This is a genomic window from Tepidiforma sp. (assembly GCF_026419595.1).
GTDB lineage: Bacteria > Chloroflexota > Dehalococcoidia > Tepidiformales > Tepidiformaceae > Tepidiforma.
Map to the genome: position 1 here is coordinate 142,595 of NZ_JANZZD010000002.1, position 23,623 is coordinate 166,217.

General features: G+C 71.2%; 24 protein-coding genes. 10 read left to right on the top strand and 14 right to left on the bottom strand.

The window, feature by feature from the left end:
* Positions 1-41: 41 nt before the first annotated feature.
* The 4 genes from N2041_RS02135 to N2041_RS02150 are packed head-to-tail and all read right to left on the bottom strand — an operon-like array spanning position 42 to position 3,977.
* Positions 42-821: a chlorite dismutase family protein gene (locus N2041_RS02135; RefSeq protein WP_297675357.1), complete on the bottom strand. Its 780-nt coding sequence runs from the start codon at positions 819-821 to the stop codon at positions 42-44.
* Positions 818-1,816: an aldo/keto reductase gene (locus N2041_RS02140; protein WP_297675359.1), complete on the bottom strand. Its 999-nt coding sequence runs from the start codon at positions 1,814-1,816 to the stop codon at positions 818-820. Before N2041_RS02140 ends, N2041_RS02135 begins: the two co-directional genes overlap by 4 nt.
* 2 nt (positions 1,817-1,818) lie before the next feature.
* Entirely contained in the window at positions 1,819-2,949 is a 1,131-nt protein-coding gene (locus N2041_RS02145) for a hypothetical protein (protein WP_297675361.1), read from the bottom strand.
* The gene (locus N2041_RS02150; protein WP_297675363.1) at positions 2,946-3,977 is read right to left on the bottom strand and encodes a hypothetical protein; all 1,032 of its coding nucleotides are present in this window, start codon (positions 3,975-3,977) and stop codon (positions 2,946-2,948) included. The genes N2041_RS02145 and N2041_RS02150 overlap by 4 nt, the downstream gene beginning before the upstream one ends.
* A gap of 110 nt (positions 3,978-4,087) precedes the next feature.
* Here N2041_RS02150 and N2041_RS02155 point away from each other — a divergent pair, with 110 nt between their 5' ends.
* From N2041_RS02155 to N2041_RS02165, 3 genes are all read left to right on the top strand, one after another.
* On the top strand, positions 4,088-5,170 hold the full coding sequence (locus tag N2041_RS02155; protein WP_297675365.1) for a phosphotransferase family protein: 1,083 nt from the start codon (positions 4,088-4,090) through the stop codon (positions 5,168-5,170).
* A gap of 62 nt (positions 5,171-5,232) precedes the next feature.
* Positions 5,233-6,372, top strand: coding sequence for an acyl-CoA dehydrogenase family protein (locus N2041_RS02160; protein ID WP_297675367.1), 1,140 nt, complete (start codon positions 5,233-5,235; stop codon positions 6,370-6,372).
* A 21-nt stretch (positions 6,373-6,393) separates the two neighbouring features.
* Positions 6,394-7,701 carry a CoA transferase gene (locus tag N2041_RS02165; RefSeq protein ID WP_297675369.1) on the top strand — a complete coding sequence of 436 codons (1,308 nt, stop codon included), beginning with the start codon at positions 6,394-6,396 and terminating at the stop codon, positions 7,699-7,701.
* Here the strand turns inward: N2041_RS02165 and N2041_RS02170 are convergent.
* A complete protein-coding gene (locus N2041_RS02170; RefSeq protein ID WP_297675371.1) occupies positions 7,698-8,234 on the bottom strand; it encodes an FKBP-type peptidyl-prolyl cis-trans isomerase in 537 nt (178 codons plus the stop codon). The two genes, N2041_RS02165 and N2041_RS02170, sit on opposite strands and share 4 nt — an antisense overlap.
* A complete protein-coding gene (locus tag N2041_RS02175; RefSeq protein ID WP_297675373.1) occupies positions 8,231-8,710 on the bottom strand; it encodes a hypothetical protein in 480 nt (159 codons plus the stop codon). Before N2041_RS02175 ends, N2041_RS02170 begins: the two co-directional genes overlap by 4 nt.
* Positions 8,711-8,765: 55 nt before the next feature.
* Here N2041_RS02175 and pyk point away from each other — a divergent pair, with 55 nt between their 5' ends.
* Positions 8,766-10,211, top strand: coding sequence for a pyruvate kinase (gene pyk / locus N2041_RS02180; RefSeq protein WP_297675375.1), 1,446 nt, complete (start codon positions 8,766-8,768; stop codon positions 10,209-10,211).
* Between the two features lie 16 nt (positions 10,212-10,227).
* On the opposite strand, the gene N2041_RS02185 is transcribed toward pyk, so the two are convergent.
* Genes N2041_RS02185 through N2041_RS02195 form a run of 3 tightly spaced genes read right to left on the bottom strand, consistent with a single transcriptional unit; the run spans position 10,228 to position 12,969 of the window.
* Positions 10,228-10,977 (bottom strand): diguanylate cyclase, encoded by a 750-nt coding sequence (locus N2041_RS02185; protein WP_297675377.1) that lies wholly within the window; start codon positions 10,975-10,977, stop codon positions 10,228-10,230.
* A gap of 43 nt (positions 10,978-11,020) precedes the next feature.
* Complete coding sequence (locus N2041_RS02190) at positions 11,021-11,983, bottom strand: HDOD domain-containing protein (protein WP_297675379.1); 963 nt, start codon at positions 11,981-11,983, stop codon at positions 11,021-11,023.
* A complete protein-coding gene (locus N2041_RS02195; RefSeq protein ID WP_297675381.1) occupies positions 11,980-12,969 on the bottom strand; it encodes a sensor domain-containing diguanylate cyclase in 990 nt (329 codons plus the stop codon). The genes N2041_RS02190 and N2041_RS02195 overlap by 4 nt, the downstream gene beginning before the upstream one ends.
* Before the next feature lie 79 nt (positions 12,970-13,048).
* On the opposite strand from N2041_RS02195, the gene N2041_RS02200 reads away from it, so the two are divergent.
* From N2041_RS02200 to N2041_RS02210, 3 genes are all read left to right on the top strand, one after another.
* A complete protein-coding gene (locus tag N2041_RS02200; protein WP_297675383.1) occupies positions 13,049-14,239 on the top strand; it encodes an acyl-CoA dehydrogenase family protein in 1,191 nt (396 codons plus the stop codon).
* Positions 14,240-14,266: 27 nt separating this feature from the next.
* Positions 14,267-14,491: a DUF2277 domain-containing protein gene (locus tag N2041_RS02205; protein WP_297675385.1), complete on the top strand. Its 225-nt coding sequence runs from the start codon at positions 14,267-14,269 to the stop codon at positions 14,489-14,491.
* A gap of 69 nt (positions 14,492-14,560) precedes the next feature.
* Positions 14,561-15,460: an acyl-CoA thioesterase II gene (locus N2041_RS02210; protein ID WP_297675387.1), complete on the top strand. Its 900-nt coding sequence runs from the start codon at positions 14,561-14,563 to the stop codon at positions 15,458-15,460.
* Here N2041_RS02210 and N2041_RS02215 read toward each other — a convergent pair.
* Positions 15,457-15,948, bottom strand: a complete 492-nt coding sequence (locus N2041_RS02215) for a DUF1003 domain-containing protein (protein ID WP_297675389.1) — start codon at positions 15,946-15,948, stop codon at positions 15,457-15,459. The two genes, N2041_RS02210 and N2041_RS02215, sit on opposite strands and share 4 nt — an antisense overlap.
* Before the next feature lie 138 nt (positions 15,949-16,086).
* Between N2041_RS02215 and N2041_RS02220 the strand changes: the two genes are divergently transcribed.
* Entirely contained in the window at positions 16,087-17,331 is a 1,245-nt protein-coding gene (locus N2041_RS02220) for an LLM class flavin-dependent oxidoreductase (RefSeq protein ID WP_297675391.1), read from the top strand.
* Positions 17,332-17,428: 97 nt separating this feature from the next.
* On the opposite strand, the gene N2041_RS02225 is transcribed toward N2041_RS02220, so the two are convergent.
* Positions 17,429-19,807: a polyribonucleotide nucleotidyltransferase gene (locus tag N2041_RS02225; protein WP_297675393.1), complete on the bottom strand. Its 2,379-nt coding sequence runs from the start codon at positions 19,805-19,807 to the stop codon at positions 17,429-17,431.
* A 156-nt stretch (positions 19,808-19,963) separates the two neighbouring features.
* Positions 19,964-20,230, bottom strand: a complete 267-nt coding sequence (gene rpsO, locus N2041_RS02230) for a 30S ribosomal protein S15 (protein WP_270057333.1) — start codon at positions 20,228-20,230, stop codon at positions 19,964-19,966.
* A 58-nt stretch (positions 20,231-20,288) separates the two neighbouring features.
* On the opposite strand from rpsO, the gene N2041_RS02235 reads away from it, so the two are divergent.
* On the top strand, positions 20,289-20,816 hold the full coding sequence (locus tag N2041_RS02235; RefSeq protein ID WP_297675396.1) for an ATP-binding protein: 528 nt from the start codon (positions 20,289-20,291) through the stop codon (positions 20,814-20,816).
* Entirely contained in the window at positions 20,813-21,145 is a 333-nt protein-coding gene (locus N2041_RS02240) for a hypothetical protein (protein WP_297675397.1), read from the top strand. Before N2041_RS02235 ends, N2041_RS02240 begins: the two co-directional genes overlap by 4 nt.
* Before the next feature lie 72 nt (positions 21,146-21,217).
* Here the strand turns inward: N2041_RS02240 and N2041_RS02245 are convergent, their stop codons facing one another.
* Positions 21,218-22,702, bottom strand: a complete 1,485-nt coding sequence (locus N2041_RS02245) for an aldehyde dehydrogenase family protein (protein WP_297675399.1) — start codon at positions 22,700-22,702, stop codon at positions 21,218-21,220.
* A 116-nt stretch (positions 22,703-22,818) separates the two neighbouring features.
* Positions 22,819-23,601, bottom strand: a complete 783-nt coding sequence (locus N2041_RS02250) for a phosphatase PAP2 family protein (protein WP_297675401.1) — start codon at positions 23,599-23,601, stop codon at positions 22,819-22,821.
* Positions 23,602-23,623: the final 22 nt, after the last annotated feature.

The window sequence follows — 23,623 nt, forward strand, 5'->3', positions numbered from 1 at the left end:
GTCGTTCATTGTGGCACGGCGTGGGCGGTCGGGCTGGCCGCTCAGGGCTGGAAGATGCCTTCGGGCGGCGTCTTCAGACAGGTGAACATCGGCGTATCGCGCTGGGTGTAGAGCGAGGCCTCGGTGAAGCGGAGCCGGCCGACGAGGTCGACGAACTCCTGCGGGTAGTCGGAATCGAACGCGACGACGAACTCCTGGTCGTCGATACCGTAGCTGTAGCTGGTGTTGAGGCGGACGCCCTTGAACGGGCCGGAGACGTGGATGTGCTCGTCCATCATGCCCTGCCGGGCGTGGGGGCTGAGCGCGTACCAGGCGCGCGTCTTGACGAAGGGGTAGACGAAGAGGAACTGGCCTTCGCCGGGGAGGAGCTCGATGCCGTGGCCGGAACCCTCGATGCGGTTGACGTACTGCGAGCGCTTCTGGAGGGAGAGGAAGCTGTAGGCGGGGGTGAGCCAGCCGGCCATCCGGGTGGCGTTGAGGTCGCGCTGCATCTCGTTGAAGCGGCGGACGTCGTTCGCGATGCGCCAGAGCATGAAGTCGCAATCGGCGCGGAGGCCTTCGAGGGTGTAAGTGCGGAGGATGAGGTCATCGCGGGCGGCCCAGCGCTGGAGCACCTCGACGTACTCGCGGTGCAGGGCGCAGCGCTCGTCCGGGGGGAGGCGGCGGAAGGCGGGGTCGATGCGGAAGAAGGCGTAGTTGAGGAACTGGCGGGGTGCGCGGTCGGCCTCCTTGAGGCTGACGCGGCCGGAGGGGTCGAGCTCGACCATCGGGCCGCGGGGGCGGGCAGGGGGCTGGGGCCGGGCTTCAGGTTCGCTGCTCATGCGGGGGCTCCTTCGGGTTCGGGATAGCCGGCAGCGCGGCGGCGCTGGACGGCGTCGTACTCGGCATCGGTCAGCGGCGGGGCGTCGCAGGCGGCGGCGAACTCGCGCAGGCCGGCTTCGTCGTAGATGTTCGGGATCACGGCGCCGATGGAGGGTTCGCGGAGGATGAACTGGATGGCGGCCTGGCCGAGCGTCCGGCCCTCGCGCGCGAGGAAGCTGAGCGTGCCGGCGCGGCGGATGCCTTCCTCCCAGAGCGCGCGCTTCTCCGGGGTATCGATCCGCCAGCGGCGGTGGTCGCCGGGCGGGAACTCGGTCGCGCGGGTGGCAGTGCCGTCGAGCAGGCCGGAGGCGTGCGGGACGCGGGCGAGGGTGCCGACCCCGCAGGCGCGCGCCGCGGGGAAGATCGCCTCGCCGAGCTCCTGTTCGAGGATGTTGTAGATGATCTGCGCCGGCATGCCGCGGCGGACGGCGGCGATGCCTTCTTCGGCCTGCCGGAGGTCGAAGGCGGGGCCGAGGGCGACGCCGTACGCGCGGATGAGACCCTCCCGGCGGACGTCTTCGAGCGCGGCGAGGAGGTCGTCCCGCTGGATGGCGTCGATGCGCGGGTTGTGGAGCTGGTAGTAGTCGATCCAGTCCGTGCCGAGGCGGCGGAGGGAAGCCTCGAGCGAGCGGCGCATGTGAGCGGGCGACCAGTCGTGGGGGCGCTCCTGCTGGTTGGGCCGCGGCGGGACGGAGAGGTCGTAGCCGAACTTGGTGGCGATGACGATGTCGCCCCGGCGGCTGCCGAGCGCCTCGGAGAGGATGGTCTCGGCAGCGCCGTCGGCGTAGGTGTTGCCGGTATCGAAGAACGTGATGCCGAGGTCGAAGGCGAGGCGGAGGAGGCGGATGCCTTCCGCGCGGTCGGTGACGCCCCACCACGTGGTGCCGACGGTCCAGACGCCGAAACCGACGGCGGAGAGGGTGAGAGGCGTGCCGTGGAGGGGGCGGTACTGCATGGTCAGGGCTCCTCGCGCATGGTGTCGGGGTCGATGCCGCGCTGGCGGCAGAAGGCGTCGTAGGCGGCGGGCAGGATTTCGGAAGGCTTGATTTCGGAGCGGCCGCCCCAGAACTGGGTGGTGTAGCGGACGGGGATGCCGGCCTCGGCGAGGTGGGCGTCGATGGCGGCCTTGTGCGCGAGGAGGACGTCCTTCTCGGTGCCGTGGGCGACGGCCATGATGTTGACGCCGCCGAATTCTGGGCCGGCTTCGCGCCAGTAGGCGTGGGTGATGATGTGGTGGCGGCCGACTTCGCCGCCGGCGTCGAGTTCGCGGCCGGGTTCGACCGCCCAGTGGAAGAGGGCGTTGTAGCGGGTGACGCGTTCGCCGGTGGGCAGCTCCTTCACGTGTTCGAGGAAGGCGGAGAAGCGCGCGATGAGCCCCTTCTCCTCGAACGAGCGGACGGCGTCGAGGAAGCGGCCGTAGGGGAGGCCGAGGCGGCCGGCGCGGGCGCGCCACGGCTCGCTGACCAGCTCCGCAGGTTCGAGCGGCTCCTTGAGGGCGGCGAGCACCTCCCATTCGAAGGGGGAGAGGCGGGTGAGTTCGGGGAAGAGCGGCGCGGCAGGGGCATCGGCGCGGGCGCCGGGCTCGAGGCTGCGCCGGCGGACGTGGCCGACGCCGAGGGCGAAGAGGCAGCGGGCTGGCATGATCCGCCACGCTTCGGCGCCGATGACACCGCCCATGAGGGCGACGTGCCGCTCGAGGGAGAAGCCCTGCGGCACCTTGACGGTCGTCCAGAGACGGAAAGCAGCGCCGGGCAGGTTCGAGTCCGTGGAGCGGATGACGACGTGGCCGGAGAATGGGTCGTCGCGGAAGAGCGTATCGAAGGCGTCGTGGAGGGCGTCGTTCGGCACCTTCCACGCGACGAGCGCGCCGTGGGCGAGGCTGCCGGTGTTCAGCGTCTGGCGGACGCGGCGGACGATGCCGGCTTCGAGGAGGCCGCGGATGCGGTCGATGACGAGCGGCTCCGGGAGGCCGGCGCGCTCCGCGATGACGGCAAAGGGCCGCTCGTGGAAGCCGGCGAGGCCGTCTTCGGCGACGGCGAGGATGGCGGCGGTCTCGGGGTGGCGGGTGCTGAGGACGGCTGCGGTCATGCGGGCTCCGAAACGTCGAAGATGGCGGCGACGGCGCGCGCGGTCGCGGGGTCGAGGGCGCGGAGCCGCTCCGAGGGCTCGTGGAGGATGTGGGCGACCAGGCTGCGGGTGATCGTCTCGAGCACGGGGCGGGGAATTTCCGGGTGGCGGCGGGCGATCCGTTCGAGGTCGGCCCGGCGGCGGAGTTCGACGGCGCGGCGGAAGCGGCCGACCGGCGAGGCGGCGTCTTCCGACCAGTGCGCGAGGACGCGCTCGACCTCGGTCTCGAGGTCGGCGAAGAAGGCGGCGCGGCCTTCGAAACCGGCTTCCGCGCGGAGGTCGCGGAGGGTGACGACCCGGCCGTCGCCGGGGTCCGTGCGGCGCGGTGTGGAGAGGTCGAGGACGGCGCCGGCCGGCAGTTCGCCCGGCGCGAGCACGGGCGCATCGCCCCCGAGAGCGACGACCGCGAGCGCATGCGGCGGGAGGCTGGCGAGCCCTTCGAGCGGGTGCCAGGCATCGGCGCGGCCGGCGAGCCACGCGGGGCGCGCGCGCGAGGCGACGGTGATGGACGGGATGCCGAGGCCGCGGCCGGCGCGGCAGACGGCCGCAGCGGTGGGGCCGGAGCCGATGACGAGCAGGCTGCCCGGCGGCGGCTGGCGGCGGAGGGCGAGGCGGAGGAGCGTCCCGGCATCGGCATCGATGGGGTGGCGCTTGCGGAAGGCGCGGGCGGCGGCGATCGCGCGGTGGAGGACGGCCGCGACCCGGGGCGGCGCCGCATCGGCGGCGCGGCGGACCTGGCCGAGGATTTCGTGTTCGCCGAGGGCGATGGAGTGGAGGCCGGCCGCGAGGGCAGCGAGGTAGCCGAAGGCATCGCGGCCCGTGCGGGCGGCGGCGCAGCCGAAGGGGCAGGGCGCGAGGGCGACGGCTTCGATGCGCTGGCAGGTGAGGATGAGGACGGCGTCGTGGGCTTCGGCGGCTTCCCGGGCGGCGGCGAAGGCATCGGCGCCGCAGGAGGCAGTATCCCACGAGCAGACGGTCAAACGATCCAAATCTTCCAAATGATCCGTCATGATCCAGATCTACGAAGATTTCGAGCTTTGTCATCTTCGTGGGCGCGGGGCTTCGGCGCAAGGGCCCGGGGCGTATACTTTCCGGTTCGATGACGAACGAAACGACGAACGGGGTGCCAGCCGGGATCCGCTACGAGGCGGTCTCGAAGTTCTTCGCGGAGCACGTCCCCGGCGGGGATGTGCCGCTCCGCTTCACGCTCATCAGCGGCGGGCGTTCGAACCTGACGTACCGGGTGGAGGGCGGCGGGCGGACGTGGGTGCTGCGGCGGCCGCCGCTGGGGCACGTGCTGCCGACGGCGCACGACATGACGCGGGAGTTCCGGGTGCTGCAGGGGATGCAGCGGGCGGGCTTCCCGGCGCCGCCGCCGATCGCGCTCTGCGAAGACCCGGCGGTGAACGACTACCCGTTCTACGTGATGGAGTACCGGGAGGGCGTGATCATCGCCGACCGCATCCCGGAGGGGTACGCGGACACGCCGGAGCGCCGGCAGGCGATCGGGCGGGCGCTGATCGAAACGCTGGTGCAGCTCCACGCCATCGACTACGAGGCGGTGGGGCTGGGCGATTTCGGCCGGCCGGAGGGCTACCTCGAGCGGCAGGTGCGGCGCTGGAGCGAGCAGTGGGCCCGCTCCGAAACGCGGCCGCTGCCGGCGATCGATGAGCTGATCCGGCGGCTGCGGGCGAGCATGCCCGTCTCGCCGAAGCCGACCATCGTCCACGGCGACTACCGGCTGGGGAACATGATGCTCGACCGGGAGGACCCGGGCCGGGTGGTTGCCGTGCTCGACTGGGAGATGGCGACGCTGGGCGACCCGCTCACGGACGTGGGGTACACGCTCGGCTACTGGGGGCAGGTCGGCGATTCGGAGGAGTACCTCGCGGCGCGGGCGGCATCGGCGGTGACGGCGCAGCCCGGCTTCCACACCCGGCAGGAGCTGATCGCGATGTACGCCCGGCTGAGCGGCCGCGACGTCTCGGCGATCGAGTGGTACGAAATCTTCGCGGCCTACAAGCTGGCGGTCATCGTGGAGGGCATCCACGCGCGCTACCTGAAGGGCGAGACGGTCGGCGAAGGCTTCGAAGGCATGGGCAAGCGGGCGGAGATGCTGGTGGAAGAGGCGCTCGCGATGGCCGACCGGGCGGCAGACCCGCGGCTGCGCGGCGTCGCCTGAGGCGGCTACCGCCGCAGCCGGCGCCGCGGTAGAGTTCGGCAAACGCGGCGAGGGGGCGCGCCATGGAGTTCCGCTTTTCGGACGAGGACGAGGCGTTCCGGCAGGAGGTGCGCGCCTTCATCCGGGCGGAGCTGCCGAAGGCGCGCGAAGGCGAGTCGTTCACGAAGAAGCTGGCGGCGAAGGGCTGGCTCACGATGTCGTGGCCGCGGGAGTACGGCGGGCAGGGCGCGCCCCACCTCCGCCAGCTCGTCTACAACGAAGAGATGGCCTACCACCGCGCGCCGGGCCAGACGATGGGCGCCGACCGGGTCGGCCCGACGCTCATCCTCTTCGGGACGGAGGAGCAGAAGGCGCGCTTCCTGCCGGCCATCGCGCGGGACGAGATGACCTGGTGCCAGGGCTTCAGCGAACCGGGCTCCGGCTCCGACCTCGCCTCGCTCCAGACGCGGGCGGTGCGCGACGGCGACAGCTGGGTGATCACCGGCCAGAAGATCTGGACCTCGAATGCGCAACGGGCGGACTTCATGATCCTGCTGGCGCGGACGGACCCGGATGCGCCGAAGCACCGCGGCATCACCTACTTCCTCGTGGACATGACGCTGCCGGGCATCACCGTGCGGCCGCTCGTGCAGATGACCGGGCAGGCGGGCTTCAACGAAGTCTTTTTCGATGACGTGCGGGTGCCGGCCGACATGGTCGTGGGGGAGGTGAACCGGGGCTGGTACGTTTCGACGGCGACGCTCGACTTCGAACGGTCGGGCATCGGGCGCGTCATCGGCGGGCTGCGGACGTTCGAAGAGGTGGTGGCCTATGCGAAGGCGGCGCCTGCGCGGGACGGCGGCGGGGGAACGCTCTACGACCGTCCGGAAGTCCGGCTGCCGCTGGCGGACATCGCGCTCGGCTTCCAGGTCGGCCGGCTGATGTCGTACCGGGTGGCGTGGATGCAGAGCCGGGGGCTGGTGCCGAACTACGAGGCGTCGATGGCGAAGACGTTCGGGACGGAGCTGCACCAGCGGATGGCGCGGACGGCGTACGCCGCGCTGGGGCTGCGCGGGCAGCTGATGGACGGCGCGTGGGCACCGCTCGGCGGGCAGGTGCCGATGGCCGTGCTGCAGACGGTCTCGCTGACGATTGCGGCGGGCACGTCGGAGATCAACCGGAACATCATCGCGACGCGCGGCCTCGGGCTGCCGCGCGGCTGACCGGCGGGAGGACAGGAGGGTATGGAGACGATCCGCGGGGTCTTCGAAGGGGTGCGGGTGCTCGACCTGAGCGAATACATCGCGGGGCCGCTGGCGGGCGAAATGCTGGCCGACCTCGGGGCGGACGTCATCAAGGTCGAGCCGCCGCTGGGCGATTTCTGGCGGCACACCGCACCGGTCGCGCCCGGCGAGAGCCGGGGCTTCATGGGCGTGAACAAGGGGAAGCGGAGCATCTCGATCGACCTGAAGCGGCCGGAGGGGAAGGCCGTCTTCGAGCGGCTGGTGCGGACGGCCGACATCCTGCTCGCGAACTACCGGCCGGGGGTGGCGGAGCGGCTGGGCGTGGATTACGCGACGCTCTCGGCGATCAACCCGCGGCTCATCTACTGCCAGAACACGGCCTTCGGGAGCGCGGGGCCGTACCGGGAGCGGCCGGGGTTCGACCTCGTTTCGCAGGCGATGACGGGCATCATGGCGTTCGAAGGCGCGGGCGGGCTGCCGCACCCGATCATCACGACCTCGCCGACGGACCTCGCGGCGGGGATGTTCCTCGCCTACGGCGCGGCGGCGGCGCTCTACCACCGGGAGAAGACCGGCCGGGGGCAGTTCATCGAGACGAGCCTCTTCGCGGCGGGCATCGCCGTGCAGTACCGGCCGATGTTCAGCATCGAGCGGCTCGACCGGCAGCACCGGGAGCGGCTGCTGGCGGCGATGGCGCGCGCCCGGGCCGAGGGGCGGCGGGTGGAGGAGGCGCTGAAGGAGGTGCCGCCGCGCCACGAGACGGGCCGGCGGAACAACCCGTACTACAAGGTCTACGAGACGAAGGACTCGTACATCGCGCTGGCGTGCCTGAACAACCGGCTGCGGCGGGCCGCCGTGCGCGTGCTCGGGGTCGACGACCCGCGGGTCGAGGGCGACGAATTCGACACGGAAGCGCTCTCGCCCGATGAGAACCTCGTGCTGAACGAGCTCATCGCCGCGATATTCAGCACGCGGACGACGGACGAGTGGGTGGCCGCGTTCGACGCGGCCGGCGTGCCGAGCGGGCCGGTGCGGTACACGGCGGAGCTGTTCGACGACCCGCAGGTGCAGGCGATGGAGCTGCTGCGGGAGTTCGAGCACCCGGTGCTCGGGCCGGTCGTGATGGCGAACTCGCCGCTGCGGATGAGCGGCGGCGAGACGGGCACCCGGCTGCCGTCGCCGGCGCTCGGGCAGCATACACGGGAAGTCCTCGCCGAGCTCGGGTTCGCCGCGGAGGAGATCGACGGGCTCATCGCAGCCCGCGTGGTGCGGGCATGGACGCCGCCCGGGGAAGCCCGGCCGGACTAGCGGATGTCGAGCAGTTCGACCTCGAAGATGAGATCGGTGTTCGGCGGGATGGGCCCCTGCCCGCGCGCGCCGTAGGCGAGGTTCGAGGGGATGTAAAGGAGGCGTTTGCCGCCGACCTTCATGGTGGCGACGCCTTCATCCCAGCCGCGGATGACCTGCCCGACGCCGAGGACGAAGGTGAACGGCTGGCCGCGGTCGAGTGAGCTGTCGAACTTGCGGCCGTCGGTGAAGTAGCCGGTGTAGTGGACGGTGACGCGCTGGCCCTGCTGCGGCGACGGGCCGTCGCCGACGGCGACGTCTTCGTAGCGGAGGCCGGAGGCGGTGACGGTGGGGTTGGCGAGCGTGATCGGACCGGCCGTGGCGTTCGCAGCCGGTGTGGGGGTGCGGGCCGGGGCCGGGCTGGCGGCGGTCGCGGTGCCGGCCGGGGAGGGCGTCGAGGCCGGCGCGTCGTCGTCTTCGCCGCCGCAGGCAGCGGCCGCGACGAGCGCCGAGGCGGCGAGCGCAGCGAGGAGCAGGGGTGCGAATCGGCTCATGGGGCGAGGGTAGCGGCGGCCGCGCTAAGGGATAAGGCGGGCGCTGGCTCGGGCAGACAGAAGGGGTAAAGGAGCGGGATGGCGCGCGCCATCTCGGCGGCGACCGCCTCGGCCAGCGGCCGCGTGAGCCGGTCGAAGGCGAACGTCCGGTGGAGGCGCCGCCAGGCGGGCGTCCAGTGTTCGAGCTCCCACGCGGGACCGAGGGCGGCCATCAGCGGGGCGGCGTGGGCCGCGACGAGGGCAGCGCGCGCGTCGTTCGCCTCCGGCGGGCCTTCGAAATGGAGGCCGAGCTCGACGATGGCGCGGGCGGGCTGCGGCTGGAGTTCGACGTGGAACTGGGGCGCGCCCCACGAGAGCTGGAGGATGGTCCACATCACCCTGCGGTGGGGCGGCGGGACGCCGGGCGGCAGCGCGCGGAGGGCGAGCTCCTCGGTGAGGAAGAGGAACTCGCGCGCCTTCAGCTCGTCGCGGGGCATGGGGGCAGTGTACCGTTCACCGGGGCGCTGGCCGCGGCTTGCTATAGTCGAACGCATGACGGCGCTGCGGCGGACGAAGATCGTGGCGACGCTGGGGCCGGCCTCGCTGGAGCCGGCGACGCTGCGCGCGATGATCCGGGCGGGGATGGACGTCGCGCGGCTGAACACGAGCCACGGGACGCTCGAGGGCCACCGGGAAGCGGTGCGGCTGGTGCGGGAGGCGGCGAAGGCGGAGGGCAGGCCGGTCGCGGTGCTGCTCGACCTCGCGGGGACGAAGATCCGGACCGGCGAGAACGAGTACGGCCGGGCGCTGGACCTGCGGCCCGGCGCGGCGGTGCGGCTCACGCCCGAGCCGGTGCCGGGGACGGAGGAGCGGCTGCACATCGCCTACGACCGGCTGCTGGAGGACGTGGCGCCCGGGGAGCGGGTGCTGCTGGACGACGGGAAGGTCGAGCTGCGGGTGGTGCGGCGGGAGGGGAGCGATCTCGTCTGCGAGGTGATGGTGGGCGGCCTGCTCGCGCCGCGGCGGGGCGTCCACTTTCCCGAGACGGCGCTCACCGCGCCGGCGCTGACGGACCGCGACCGGGAGGCGCTGGCGATGGCCGTCGCGGAGTGCGTCGACTACGCGGCGCTCAGCTTCGTGCGGGACGATACGGACATCGCGGCGGCGCGGGCGGCCGTGGCGGCGCTCGGCGGCGATATCCCGATCGTGGCGAAGATCGAGCGGAAGCAGGCGGTGGAGCACCTCGACGCGATCGCGGCCGAGGCGGACGGGCTGATGGTGGCGCGGGGCGACCTCGGGGTCGAACTGCCGCCCGAGGAGGTGCCGGTCTGGCAGCGGCGGATCATCGCAGCCGCGGCGCGGGAGATGGTGCCGGTCATCACGGCGACGCAGATGCTGGAATCGATGGTCAGCTCGCCGCGGCCGACGCGGGCGGAGGCCTCCGACGTGGCGAATGCGGCGTGGGAGTTCTCGGACGCGGTGATGCTGAGCGGGGAGACAGCGATCGGGCAGTACCCGGTCGAGGCGGTCGCGATGATGGACCGCATCCTCCGGCAGGCGGAGGCGGTGCAGGGGCCAGCGCCGGAAGCCCGGGGCGCTGACGCGCAGGACGACCACTCGTACGTCATCGCGCTGGCGGCGCGGCGCATCGTGGAGTCGGACCCGAACATGCGGGGCATCGCCTGCTTCACGCGGAGCGGCTACTCGGCGCTGCTGATGAGCAAGGTGCACCCGGAGGCGCCGATCTTCGGGGTGACGCACACGGAGGCAGTGTACCGGCGGCTCGCGCTGGCCCGGGGCGTGGTGCCCGTCCTCAGTGCGGCCGTGCTGACGACCGACGAGCTGCTTCGGGAGCTGGACCGCGCGCTGATCGACGGCGGTTTCGTGGAGGCGGGGGACGAGGTGGTGGTGGTGGCGAGCCTGCCGGTCCGGGCGCAGGGCACGACGAACTTCCTGAAGCTGCACCGGGTAGGCGACGCGGCGACCTACCGGTGGTAGCGGCGGGGCCGGCGGTTCAGGCCGCGAGCGAGTCGGGCCGCGGCGATTCGCGGCGGCGGAGCGGGCGCGTCTCTTCGAGGTCGCGGAGGACGTCCGTCGCGTAGAGCGCTTCGAGGTCGTACTGGAGGACGCGGGCCGTCACCGGGACATCGAGGACGTTGTGGCCGTCGGAGACGGAGATGGTGCCGGGTACGCGCTTCAGGTAGATGAACGACTGCTCGAGCGTGCATTCGACGAGCATGACGCAGAACTTCGCGCCGCCGAGGTGGGCGAGGAAGTCGGAGGAGCGGGTGAGCCGCTTGAGGACGTCGGCGAGGGCGTTGAGGGCGCGGTTGGCGAAGTCGTCGCCGCGGCGCTCGCGGATCTCGGCGATGTTTTCGATGGAGAGCTGGATGAGGACGAACGGCGACTGGAGGGCGCGGGCGCGGGGCATCTCCCGCCGCAGTTCGGCGAGGACGTAGTTGCGGTTGGGCAGGTTGTGGAACTCGGAGAGGTAGGCCGCGCCCTGCAGCCGGGCAGCGACCCGGTGCCAGTGCCGCTTCTGGACGACGCGCATGAAGAGCGCGTGGGCGAGGAAGAGGCCGAAGAGGGTGGCGAGGCCGATGGCGACGATGAGGTTCGCGGTCGTCGGCCGGTGAAGGTACTGGCCGACCTGGACGACGAGGACGATGCCCCAGCCGGCGAGCGCGGCCATGCGGAGCAGGTGGCGCTGCGGGGCCTCAGGCTCTTCGTCGGGGTTGGCCGGCATGGTGGGCGCGGAATTCATACGCGGTCCTCACAGGAGAATTCGACCGGCCGGGGGCGGTTCATCAGGCTGCGGGCGTCTCTTCGGCGGCGAGAGGCTCGGCTTCTTCACCGTGGTGGGGCCGATACCAGCGGGGCGCGCGGGAGGTGACGTGGGTGAGGAAGGCGCGCGCCTTCTCTTCGAGGGTGGCGATGCCGCCGTGGACCTTCCCGATGGCGAGGTCGCAGGCAGGCGGCACGGCGGCGGCGGGCCGGCGCTCGGGTTCGTGCGTGTAGTCGAAGCCGGCAGCGAGCCCCTCGCGGTTCGCGATCAGGTTCGCCGAGGCGACGATGTCGGCCATCGATTCGATGGCGGCGACGGGCTGGTGGTGGGCCTGGATGGCGGAGACGAGCGGCTCGGGGAACTTCCAGCGGGCGGCGAGGCGGGCGCCGACGAGCTCATGGCCGAAGCCGAAGACGGCGAACTCGGCATCGCGGTAGCGCATGTTCTCGGTTTCGACGAGGTCGATGACCTCGGCAAGGCTGGCCGGGTCGGCGAGGATCATCGCGAGCTTGCCGATGTCGTGGAGGACGCCGGCGGTGAACGCGTCCTCCGGGCGGGCGACCCGCGTTTCGCGGGCGATGACCTCGGCGATGATGCCGACGGTGACGGAGTGGGCCCAGAAGAGGTCCTGGTCGAAGCGGGTGTCCTCGAGCTGGGGGATGCGGAGGGCATCGATGATCGCCGTCGAAATGGCGACGGAGCGGACGGTGCGCATGCCGAGGAGGATGACGGCTTCGCGGACGTTGGAGATGCGGCGGGCGTAGCCGTAGTAGGCGGAGTTGGAGAGCTTCAGGAGGCGGGCCGTGAGGGCCTGGTCCGAGCTGATGACGGTGGCCAGGTCCATGGCGGCGGAGCGCTCATCTTCGGCGAGCTGGATGGCTTTGGTGGCGACAGCCTTGAGCGGGGCGAGGTCGGTGGTGGCCTGGACGATGGTGCGCAGGCGGTTGCGGAAGTACGGGGAGTCCGCGGTGGGGTCGGCGGTCATGCGGCGTTCCTCTGCTGGCAGGAGTCGGCGACGACGCGGTTGCGCCCGCCGCGCTTCGCCTCGTAGAGGCGCTCGTCGGCGAGGCGGACGGCTTCTTCGAGGTTTTCGGCACAATCGGGGATGGCCGATACCCCCGCGCTGACGGTGACGGCGATCGCGAGGGTGTCATCGACGGGGATGTGGCGCAGCTGCACAGCTTCGCGGATGCGCTCGGCGAAGCGGGCCGCTTCTTCGAGCCCGGCGCCGGGGAGGAAGGCGACGAACTCTTCGCCGCCGAAGCGGGCGATGACGTCGCCGTGGCGGGCCTGCTGGCGGAGGATGGTGCCGAACGCTTCGAGGACGGCGTCGCCGGCGAGGTGGCCGTAGGAGTCGTTGATCGCCTTGAAGCGGTCGAGGTCGAAGATGGCGACGCCGAGGCGGGCTTCGCCGACGGGGAAGGCGAGGAGCACGTTCTCCGCCGCTTCGTAGGCAGCGGCGCGGTTGAGGAGGCGGGTGAGGGGGTCGTGCCGGGCGAGGTGGTCGAGCCGGGCGACGAGGGTGCTGAGCTGGGCGTTGTTCCGGCGGAGCGCGTCTTCGATTTCGCGGACGGCGGAGTGGTCGCGGATGTAGTAGACGGTGCCGAGCCGCTCGCCGAAGCGGTTCGCGACGCGGGCCGCGGAGACGGCGGCGATGAGGTTGGGGCCGTCCTTCCGGCGGGCGGCGAGCTCGAAGGTGCGGACGTAGCCGTCCCGTTCGAGGGCGTGCTGGAGGCTGCGCCAGCCCTCGCGGTCGGGGAAGAGCAGGCCGGCGCGGCGGCCGAGGACTTCGATCGGGGCGAAGCCGAAGAGCGCCTCGGAGGCGCCGGTATAGAGGGCGATGCGGCCCTCCGGCGAGGCGACGATGACCGCATCGGGGCAGGCGACGAGCATGAGCTGGAGCAGGTCCGGGTCGGCGAGGACCGCGAGAAAGTCGGCACGGCGGGCGAGCGCGGCGTTCGAACGTCCCATCAGTGGAGGTATCGGCAGGGAGGGCGGGTTCGTTCAGCCGCGCATGATCGGGAGCGCGGGCGGCGGTATCCTTCGGCGCATGGATTTTCGGGATTCGCCAGCGGAGGCGGCCTTCCGGGCCGAGGTGCGCGCGTGGATTGCGGAGAACCTGCCGGAGGCGCTGAAGGGCGACGCCGGCGAGGGCGAATGGGGCCAGCTCTCGAGCGGGCACGAGCGGGACAAGGAGGCGCTGGCGGAGTGGCGGCGCCGGCTGCAGTCGCGCGGGTGGGTTGCCCCGGCCTGGCCGAAGAAGTACGGCGGCGCCGAGCTGCCCGTGATGCAGCAGTTCATCCTGAAGGAGGAGATGGCCCGCGCCCGCGCGCCGCGCTTCGGCGGTGTGGGCATCGGCTGGGTGGCGCCGACGCTGATGCAGTACGGCGCGGAGTGGATGAAGGAGCGCTTCATCGAGCCGATCCTCTCGGGGAAGGAGCGGTGGTGCCAGGGCTTCAGCGAGCCGGGGGCCGGCTCCGACCTCGCGAGCGTGCAGACCCGGGCGGTCCGCGACGGCGACGATTATGTCGTAAACGGGCAGAAGATCTGGACGAGCGGGGCGCACATCGCGGACTGGATGATCCTGCTCGCGCGGACGGACCCGGCAGCGCCGAAGCACAAGGGGCTCTCGTATTTCCTGGTCGACATGAAGAGCCCGGGGATTTCGCTCTCGCCGATCATCAACATGGTCGGGAACAGTGGGTTCAACCAGGTGTTCTTCGAGAACGTGCGGGTGCCGGCGCGGAACATGGTGGGGGAGGAGAACCGGGGCTGGTACGTGGCAGCGACGACGCTGGACTTCGAGCGGAGCCTCGTCGACCTGTGCGTGGAGTACCGCGCGATCCTCGAAGAGGCGATCGCGTGCGCGAAGGCGGAGGGGCTGGCAAACCTGCCGTGGGCGCGGCACCGGCTGGCGGACCTCGCCATCGAAATCGAGGTGGCGCGGAACCTGAGCCTGCGGGTGGTCTCGATGCAGGCCCGCGGGGTGCAGCCGAACTACGAAGCGAGCATCGTGAAGCTGTACGCGAGCGAAGTCGAGCAGCGGATGGCGGCCGTGCTCTACCGGATGGCCGGGCTGCGGGCGCAGGTCACGTCGCGCGGGGCCTCGCGGTGGGAGCTGCTCATGGGCCGCATCGGCCGGTTCCAGCTGCATTCGGTGGCGGCCACGATCGGGGGCGGGACGAGCGAAGTGCAGCGGAACATCATCGCGACGCGCGGGCTGGGGCTGCCGCGGGCCTGAGGCCGGGCGGCCCCGCAGGAGGTGCGCATGTGCCGGAGCATCAGGACGCTGCGGGGGCAGGAGCCGCCGGCAACGCCAGAAGAGGTGCGGGCTGCCGCGCTGCAGTACGTGCGGAAGGTGAGCGGCTACCGCGCCCCCTCCCGGCGGAACGCGGAGGCGTTCGACCGGGCGGTGGCGGAGGTGGCGGCGGCGACCGAGCGGCTGCTGGCAGCGATCGCGCCCCGGGCAGACGGGGAGCCGCGGCCGGGGTAGGCTGGAGGCTACGAATTCCAGCTGCGGGGCGGGCGCAGGGCGCGGCGCCCCGGTGAAGGGTGTGCAGACATGACCGAGGCGCAGGGCGAGCCCGGCGGCGGGCCGGGCATCCGCGAGTTTTTGCGGCAGGTGACGCTCGAGCCGGCGGATTACGACCGGTTCCGCGGGCAGCCGGGGCAGGAGGAGGGGCGGCTCTTCGGCGGGCTGGTGCTCGCGCAGGCGATCGTGGCGGCCGGGCGGACGGCCTCGTTCGGGGCCATCCATTCGCTCCATGCCTACTTCCTCCGGGCAGGCAAGCCGCAGGACCCGATCGACTACACGGTGGAGCGCATCCGCGAGGGGCGGAACTTCCTGACCCGGCGGGTGACGGCGGTGCAGGCCGGGCACACGATTTTCGAAGCCTCGGTGAGCTTCGCCGCACCGGAAGAGGGCATTTCGCACCAGGCGCCGATGCCGGACGCGCCGGACCCGGAGAGCTGCCCGCCCTGGTGGACGACGATCGCGCTGCCGCGGATGGCGAGCCTGCCGCCGGAGATGGCGGAGCGGATGCGGAGCCGCCTCGGCCGGCCGATCGACCTCCGCTCGGCGGCCGAGCCGACGCGGGCGAACGACGGGACGGGGCGGCTGCCGGCCCGGGCCGTCTGGGGGCGGATGGTCGAGCCGCTGCCGGAGGACCCGGTGCTGCACGCGGCGGCGCTGGCCTACTTCAGCGACAGCGGGCTGGTGGCGACGGTGGCGCACCACTACGGCCTCTGGGCGCCGGGCGGAGGCTCGGCGAGCCTCGACCATGCGATGTGGTTCCACCGGCCGCCGCGGTTCGATGACTGGGTGCTGTACGTGAGCGAAAGCCCGGCCGCCCACGCGGCCCGCGCGATCATGCTGGCCGGGATGTACGACCGCTCCGGGACGCGCATCGCGACGGTGGCGCAGGAGGGACTCTTCCGGGCGCCGCAGCCGCGCGGGGGCTAGGACTCGGAGGCGGGGAGCCGCGCCTCCAGCCGCTCGAGCCGGGCGAGCACCTCGCGGAGGAGTTCGACCTGCTCGTCGTTGACGTCGTACAGGTGCGCCTGCGCGCGGTGGTCGGCGTCGGCTTTGACGCGGTCGCGCTCCTCGGCGCGGTTCGAAGCGGTGAGCATGGTGGGCACGAAGAGGGACTGCATGACGCCGCCGAGGATGAAGAAAAGGAAGCTGTAAGGGTAAGGGTCGAAGCCGCGGTTGTGGAGGATGCCGGACTGCCAGACGGCCCAGCCGACGATGAGCAGCCAGAGGACGTGGAAGAACGCCATCGTACCGGCGAGGGCGGCGACGTGGTCGGCGAGCCAGCCGTTGAAGCGGCGGAAGGCCGTCTCTTCGCTGCGGAGCGATTCGAGGACGTCCTGCGGGTGGACGGGTGCGCCCGGCGCGGCCCGGGCCTGCATCAGTTCGGTGAGGCGGTCGGCGGTTCGGGACGAGGGCATCGCTGGCTCCCGGCGGCAGGGTATGGAGTGAAGGTAGCGCGGCGCCGCGGGAAGGCAACCGGCTTGACGCGCCCATTGCGCGGGCGTATGCAATGGACACGATGAGCCGGGGCGCAGCGGCGCCCGGGAGGGGGCAGCATGAAGTTCCACTGGTTCCACCTGATGCCGTACCCGTACCTGCCGGACGACTTCAAGGAGCGCTACCGGAGCGTCTGGGTGGATGTGCCGTACTCGCTCTTCGACCCGGTGAAGGGGCACCACGTGTACAACGAGTACCTCGACGAGCTGGAGTACGCGGAGCGGTGCGGCTTCGACGGGATCTGCTGCAACGAGCACCATTCGAACGCCTACGGGCTGATGCCGAGCCCGAACATCATCGCGGCGGCGCTGGCGCGGCGGACGTCGCGGGCCGGGCTGGTAGTGCTCGGGAATTCGATCGCGCTCTACAACCCGCCGCTGCGGGTGGCGGAGGAGTTCGCGATGCTCGACTGCATCTCGGGCGGCCGGCTGGTGGCCGGCTTCCCGGTGGGCACGAGCATGGACACGAACTTCGCGTACGGCTTCACGCCGGCGACGCTGCGCGAGCGGTACTACGAGAACCACGACTTCATCCTCGAAGCGTGGACGAACAAGGAGACGTTCCACTTCAACGGGAAGTACAACCAGGTGCGGTACGTGAACCCGTGGCCGCGGCCGCTGCAGCAGCCGCACCCGCCGATCTGGATCCCGGGCGGGGGTTCGCTGGAGACGTGGGACTGGACGACCGAGAAGGATTACGTCTACTGCTACCTCTCCTACTTCGGCTACCTGCGCGGGAAGGGCGTGATGGACCAGTACTGGGCGCGGGTGGATGAGCTGGGGGCGGAGTTCAACCCCTACCGGGCCGGCTTCCTGCAGCTGGTCTGCGTGGCGGAGAGCGATGCGGAGGCGGAGCGGCTCTACAGCGAGCACGTGGATTACTTCTATAACCGCTGCCTGCACGTCTACGGCGGCTTCGCCGACGCGCCCGGCTACCGGACGCTGCGGACGGTGAAGGCGGGCATCACGGCGCAGGTGGGGGCGCAGGCGAGCGCGCAGCGGTCCGGGCTCAGGTGGGCGGATTTCGTGAAGCAGGGCTACGTGGTGGCCGGCAGCCCGGAGAGCGTCGCGCAGCAGATGGAGGAGGTCATCAAGGGGCTGAAGGTGGGCCACCTGATGTGCCTGATGCAGATCGGGAACATGCCGCGGGAGAAGGTGATGTACAACACGAAACTCTTCGCGGAGAAGGTGATGCCGAAGCTCCGGCACCTCTGGAGCGAGTACGAGGACCGCTGGTGGATCAAGCCGCTGCCGGAGGCCGAGCGGGCGAAGCCGGCGGAGTGGCGGGAGCCGGTGGGCGTCTAGCGGCAAGCGACGGGACGCAAGAAGGCGGGGCCGCCCGGTTGGGCGGCCCCGCCTGTCGTTCCGGGGTCAGCAGTGCTGGCCGGGGATGACCCGGCGGCTAGTCGTCGTCCATGCCGCCGCCGAAGTCGCGGCGCGGGGGCGGCGGGGCGCCTTCGGGGCCGGGGGAGCGGCGCACCCAGCCGCGGGTCGCGCCGCCGACGGGCCCGGGGGTGGACGGCGCGGGCCGCGAGGGCTGGGGCTGGCTGGAGCGCTGCGGCCCGCCGCCGCCGGGCCGGCCGCCGCGGTCGCGGTCACGGTCGCCGCGGTCGGAGGGACGGCCGGGGCCGCCGCCGGAGCCGCCGCGGGGGCCGCGGTCGCGCGAGCCTTCGCGGGCTGCAGCGGCAGCCTGCTCGGGCGATTCGCCGAGGAGGACGGCGCGGCGGGAGAGGTTGATGCGGCCGAGGTTATCGATTTCGGAGACCATGACGGTCACCTCGTCGCCGACCTGCACTTCGTCCTCGACGTTGCGGACGTGGTCGGCGCCGAGCTGGGAGATGTGGACGAGGCCTTCCTTGCCGGGGAGGATTTCGACGAAGGCGCCGAAGTTGAGCAGGCGGGTGACCTTACCGGTGTAGATTTCGCCGACCTGCACCTCTTTGGTGAGGCCTTCGATCATCCGGATGGCCTTGCGGGCGACCTCTTCGTTGGGGGAGCCGACGATGACGGTGCCGTCTTCCTGGATGTCGATGGTGGCGCCGCCGGCTTCGTCCTGGATGCGGCGGACGGTCTTGCCGCCGGGGCCGATGAGCGTGCCGATCATGTCCTGCGGGATCTTGAGCTTGTACATCTTTGGCGCGTGCGGCGAGAGTTCGGGCCGCGGCGCGGGGATGACGTCGAGCATGCGCTGGAGGATGTACTCGCGGGCTTCGCGGGCCTGCTGGAGGGCGGTGGCGAGGAGCTCGCGGGAGACGCCGCCGATCTTGATGTCCATCTGGAGGGCGGTGATGCCCGCGGCGGTGCCGGCGACCTTGAAGTCCATGTCGCCCATGAAGTCTTCCTGGCCGGCGATGTCGGTGAGGACGCGGTAGTTGCCGTCCTCGCCCATGATGAGGCCCATGGCGATGCCGGCGACGGGCGCCGCAATCGGCACACCGGCGTCCATGAGGGCGAGCGTGCTGCCGCAGACGGACGCCATGGAGGTGGAGCCGTTGGAGGACATCACCTCGCTGACGAGGCGGAGGGCGTAGGGGAACTCTTCCTCGGAAGGGATGACGGGTTCGAGGGCGCGCTCGGCGAGGGCGCCGTGGCCGATTTCGCGGCGGCCGGCCCCGCGGAGCGGCCGGACTTCGCCGACCGAGTACGGCGGGAAGTTGTAGTGGTGCATGTACCGCTTGTACTCGTCGGGCGAGAGGGTATCGAGCTTCTGCACCATGCTGAGGCCGCCGAGGGTGGCGATGGTGAGCACCTGCGTCTGGCCGCGCTGGAAGAGGCCGGAGCCGTGCGTGCGCGGCAGGACGCCGACGTGGATATCGAGCGGGCGGATCTCCTTGATGCCGCGGCCGTCGGCGCGGATGCCCTGCTCGAGGATCTGCTTCCGCATCGCCTTCTTGATGATGTTCCAGAGGGCATCGGCGATGTCGGCCGAGGAGAAGCGGTCGCCGAACTGCTCCTGGAGCTCCTGGCGGACGGCCTTGTTGGCGTCCGAGCGCTCGGAGGCGGCGGTGGCGACGAGCTCGGGGATGCGGTCCTTCAGGTACTCGCTGATGACGGCGACGGCCTCTTCGTTCTCTTTCGCCGGGGTGTAGGGCTTCTTGACGGGGGCGACGTCCGCGGCGATCTGCTCCTGGAGGGCGATGATCTTCCGGTTCGCCTCCATGGCGACTTCGATGGCCTCGAGGACGACGTCTTCGGAGACCTGCTTGGCGCCGGCTTCGACCATGACGACGGCGTCCTTCGTGCCGGCGACGACGATGTCGAGGTCGCCGCGTTCGGTCTCGTCGAAGGTGGGGTTGACGATGTACTCGCCATCGAGCCGGGTGACGCGGACGGAGGAGACGGGGCCGTTGAAGGGGATGTCGCTGATGCCGAGGGCGGCCGAGGCGCCGATGGTGATGAGGGTATCGGGCTGGTGTTCGCGGTCGGCGGAGAGGGTGGTGGCGATGACCTGGACTTCGTTGCGGAAGCCCTTGGGGAAGAGGGGCCGGAGGGGCCGGTCGGTGAGGCGCATGGCGAGGATGGCCTCGGTGGAGGCGCGGCCTTCGCGGCGGGGGAAGCCGCCGGGGATCTTGCCGACGGCGTAGAGGCGCTCTTCGTAGTCGACCGTGAGCGGGAAGAAGTCGACGCCTTCGCGGGCGTCGGCCATGCAGACGGTGACGAGGACGACGGTATCGCCGAGGCGGACGGTAACGGCGCCGTTGGCCTGCTGGGCGAGGATGCCGTGCTGGATGGTGAGGGTTTTGCCCCCGATTTCGATTTCGTAGGTGCGCGGGTCGTTCATGGCGGTCAATTCGTGTGCTTCATCTCAGCTGCTGGAGTGGCCGTGGGGGTGTGGGCCACGGTGCCCGTTTCGCGGTGGCTCCGCGATGGCGGGACGCAGGTGAGGAAGGCTGCAGCGGGGCGGTTGCGGACCCCGCGGGAAGCGAAAAAGCCTCCGCTATTTGCGGAGGCCGAGGCGGGCGATCAGTTCGCGGTAGCGGTTGACGTCGCGGCTGTTGAGGTAGCGGAGCTGCCGGCGACGCTGTCCGACGAGCTTGAGGAGCCCGCGACGGGTATGGTAGTCGTGCTTGTGGGCCTTGAGGTGCTCGGTCAGGTACTTGATCCGCTCGGTCAGGATGGCGACCTGCACTTCCGGGGACCCGGTATCGGACGGGTGGGTGCCGAACTCCTTGATGAGGTCGGTCTTGCGCTCTTTCGTCAGCAACCTTGTTCTCTGTCTTCCTTTTCCTGTCGTCTCTACGCCTTCACGCTAGCATATGGGCATGGTTAGCGGCAATCCGGGGAATGGCGACGGCGTGCTCGTGCTGCTCTCCGGCGTGCCCGGGAGCGGGAAGACGACGCTGGCGAGGCTGCTGGCCGAGCGGCTTGGCGCGGTGCACGTGGAGAGCGACGCCATCCGGCGGCAGCTGTTCCCGGAGCCGGCCTACACGCCGGCGGAGCACGGCGCGGTGTTCGCGCGGGCGGAAGCGCTGGCCGCGGAAGGGCTGGCGGAGGGCCGCGCCGTGATCGTGGACGCGACGAACCTCACGCGGCGCGACCGCCGGCGGTTCCTCCGGCTGGGAGAGCGGGCGGGCGGCGTGGTGGCCGTACGGGTGACGGCGCCGGAGGAGGTGGTGCGGCGGCGGCTGTCGCGGCCGCGGGAGGGCTTCTCGCAGGCCGGCGTGGAGGTGTTCGAACGGATGGCCGGGCGCGCGGAGCCGCTCGAGGTGCCGGCGGTGGTCGTCGATACGCGGTTCGACCTCGAGCCGACGGTTGCGCTCATCGCCCGGCTGGCGGAGCGGCTGCGGTGAGCGGGCCGGCGCGGCCGGTGATGGTGATGCGGGCGCGGCCGCTCGCCGGGCAGGCGGAGCTGTTCTTCCGCTGGGTGCGGGAGGTGCACGTGCGCGATACACGGGCCGTGCCGGGGGTCGTCGCGGTGCGGGCAGCGCTCACACCCTGCGGCGAGGTGCTCGCGGTCTACGTGCTGCGCGACGGCGAAGCGGTGGGGCAGGCGCTCCAGAGCGCAGAGGCGGCCTACGCCCGGGGCACGCTGGAGCAGTGGGCGGACCGGCTCGCCGAACTCCGCTTCGAAATCTATGCGCCGGTGCCGCCGCTGCGGGTGTTCGCCTCCATCAACTGACCGGCGGGAAGGGAACCCGGCCCGCGGCGGGCTGCCGCGGGCCGGGGATGGGCCGGGTGCGAGGCGCGGGGGCTACTGGAGCTTGATCTGGATGGATTTCGTCTCCATGTACTCCTCGAGGCCGAGGTCGCCGAGCTCGCGGCCGAGGCCGCTCTGCTTGTAGCCGCCGTACGGCATGTTGTAGAGCCCGGTGCTGTGGTAGGCGTTCACCCAGACGGTGCCGGCGCGAAGGCCCTTCGCCACCTTCAGCGCGACGTTGATGTCCTTCGTCCAGACGGCGGCGGCGAGGCCGTACATGGTGTCGTTGGCGGTGCGGATGACGTCGTCGATGTCGTCGAACGAGAGGACGGAGAGGACGGGGCCGAAGATCTCTTCGCGGGCGATGGTGGCCTGGTTCGAGACCTCGTCGAAGATGGTGGGCTTCACGAAGAGGCCTTTTTCGAGGCCGGGCTCGGTGGCGCGGGAGCCGCCGGTGAGGAGCTTCGCCTCCTGTTTGCCGCGCTCGAGGTAGTTCTCGATCTTGGCGAGCTGGGATTCGTTGATGACGGGCCCCATCGTGGTCGCGGGGTCGAAGGGGTCGCCGAGCTTGAGGGTCTGGCTCAGGCCGGTGAGCTTGGCGACGAACTCATCCTTGATGCGATTCGAAACGAGCAGGCGGGAACCGGCCTGGCAGACCTGGCCGCTGTTGAGGTAGATGCCGAAGAAGGCGCCGGCGACGGCGGCATCGACGGCGGCATCGGGGAAGACGATGTTGGGCGACTTGCCGCCGAGCTCGAGCGAGACCTTCTTGACGTTGTTGGCGGCGGCGCGCATGACCGCCTTGCCGCTGGCAGTGGAGCCGGTGAAGGCGACCTTATCGACGAGTTCGGAGGCGGCGATGTGCTGGCCCACGAGGGCGCCGTTATCGGTTTCGCTGGTGACGACGTTGAAGACGCCCTTCGGCAGGCCGGCATCGGCGAGGAGTCCGGCGAGCATGAGGGTGGAGCCGGGGGTGTAGTGGGACGGCTTGGCGACCATCGTGCAGCCGGCGGCGATGGCGGGGCCGATCTTCCACGAGATGAGGAGGAGCGGGAAGTTCCACGGCGTGATGATGCCGACGACGCCGACCGGCTCATGGACGACGATGCCGACGGCGTCGGGAATCTGCTGGGTGAAGGATTCGCCCTTCAGGTTGAGCGCCTTGGCGGCGAAGAGCTGGAAGACATCGACGGTGGCCATGACTTCGCCGAGGGCCATCGTCTTCGGCTTGCCGACTTCGGCGGCGATGCAGGTCGCGAAGGCGTCGGCGCGTTCGGCGAGGAGGTCGGCGGCCTTGCGGAGGATGCGGGCGCGGTCGGCAGCGGGGGAGGTGGGCCAGGAAGTTTCGTCGAATGCGCGGCGGGCCGCGAGGATCGCGCGCTGGGCGTCCTCGATGCCGCCGTTGGGGTAGACGCCGACGACGGAGCCGTCGTAGGGGCTGGTGCGGGTGAAGGTCGCGCCGCTGACGGCATCGACCCAGTCGCCGTCGATGAACTGTTTGTAGGTGGTGACGCCGGGGCGTTCTGCGATGGAAGTCACGGGGCAGGGGCCTCCCTTGGTTCGATGTGCCGGGGCCAGCATATCGGCCAGGGCTCCGCGGGCTCAACCGCCGGCCGGCGTCATTGTAGAGCCGCGGGGCCGGCGCGGGGAGAGGGTCAGGCGGCGGGCAGGCGGGCGGCGATGGCGCGGTGGATGGGGCGCCAGGCGCGTTCGAGGCCGAGGGCGATGGCGAAGCCGGCGAAGGCCACGACCCCGCCGAAGACGGCATCGAGGATGAAGTGGTTGCCGGTCATCACGACGGCGAAGAACATCGCGGCGGGCCAGGCGATGCCGAAGGCGAGCGCGAGCGGGTGGCGGCCGACCCAGGCGACGACCGCGCCGAGCAGGAGCGCCCAGCCGAAGTGGAGGCTGGGCACGGCAGCGAAGGGGTTGACGAAGGCCTCCGTCTCCTGCGCGTTGTAGCCGAAGCGGTCGAAGGCGGCCATCGTGTCGATGAAGCCGGAGAACGGCACCAGCCGCGGCGGCGCGACCGGGAAGAGCCAGTAGATGACGACGCCGATCGCGCCCGAGGCGAGGAAGGCGTTGCGGGTGCGGTAGTAGGCGTGGCGGTGGAAGACGAAGAGCCAGACGGCGAGCAGGGCGACGAGGGGCATGTGGCCCCAGAAGTAGATCCAGTTCATCGCCTTGATCGCCCAGTAGGAATCGAGGATCCAGGCCTGCATGCGCAGCTCCCAGTAGATGTGGAGCTGCTGCTCGAGCTCGATCAGGTTGAACGCGCGGACCATCGCTTCGCCGGCGCGGCCGACGACCATGCTGCGGACGGTGAAGTAGATCAGGAAGGCGACGACGACGACCGCGGCCTCGTAGATGCCGTAGCGGCGGACGAGGCTCCAGGCGCGGAGGCTGCGTTCGAGCAGGCGGTCGGCTGGCCGGGACATCGTGCGGTGCGCTCCGGTGGCC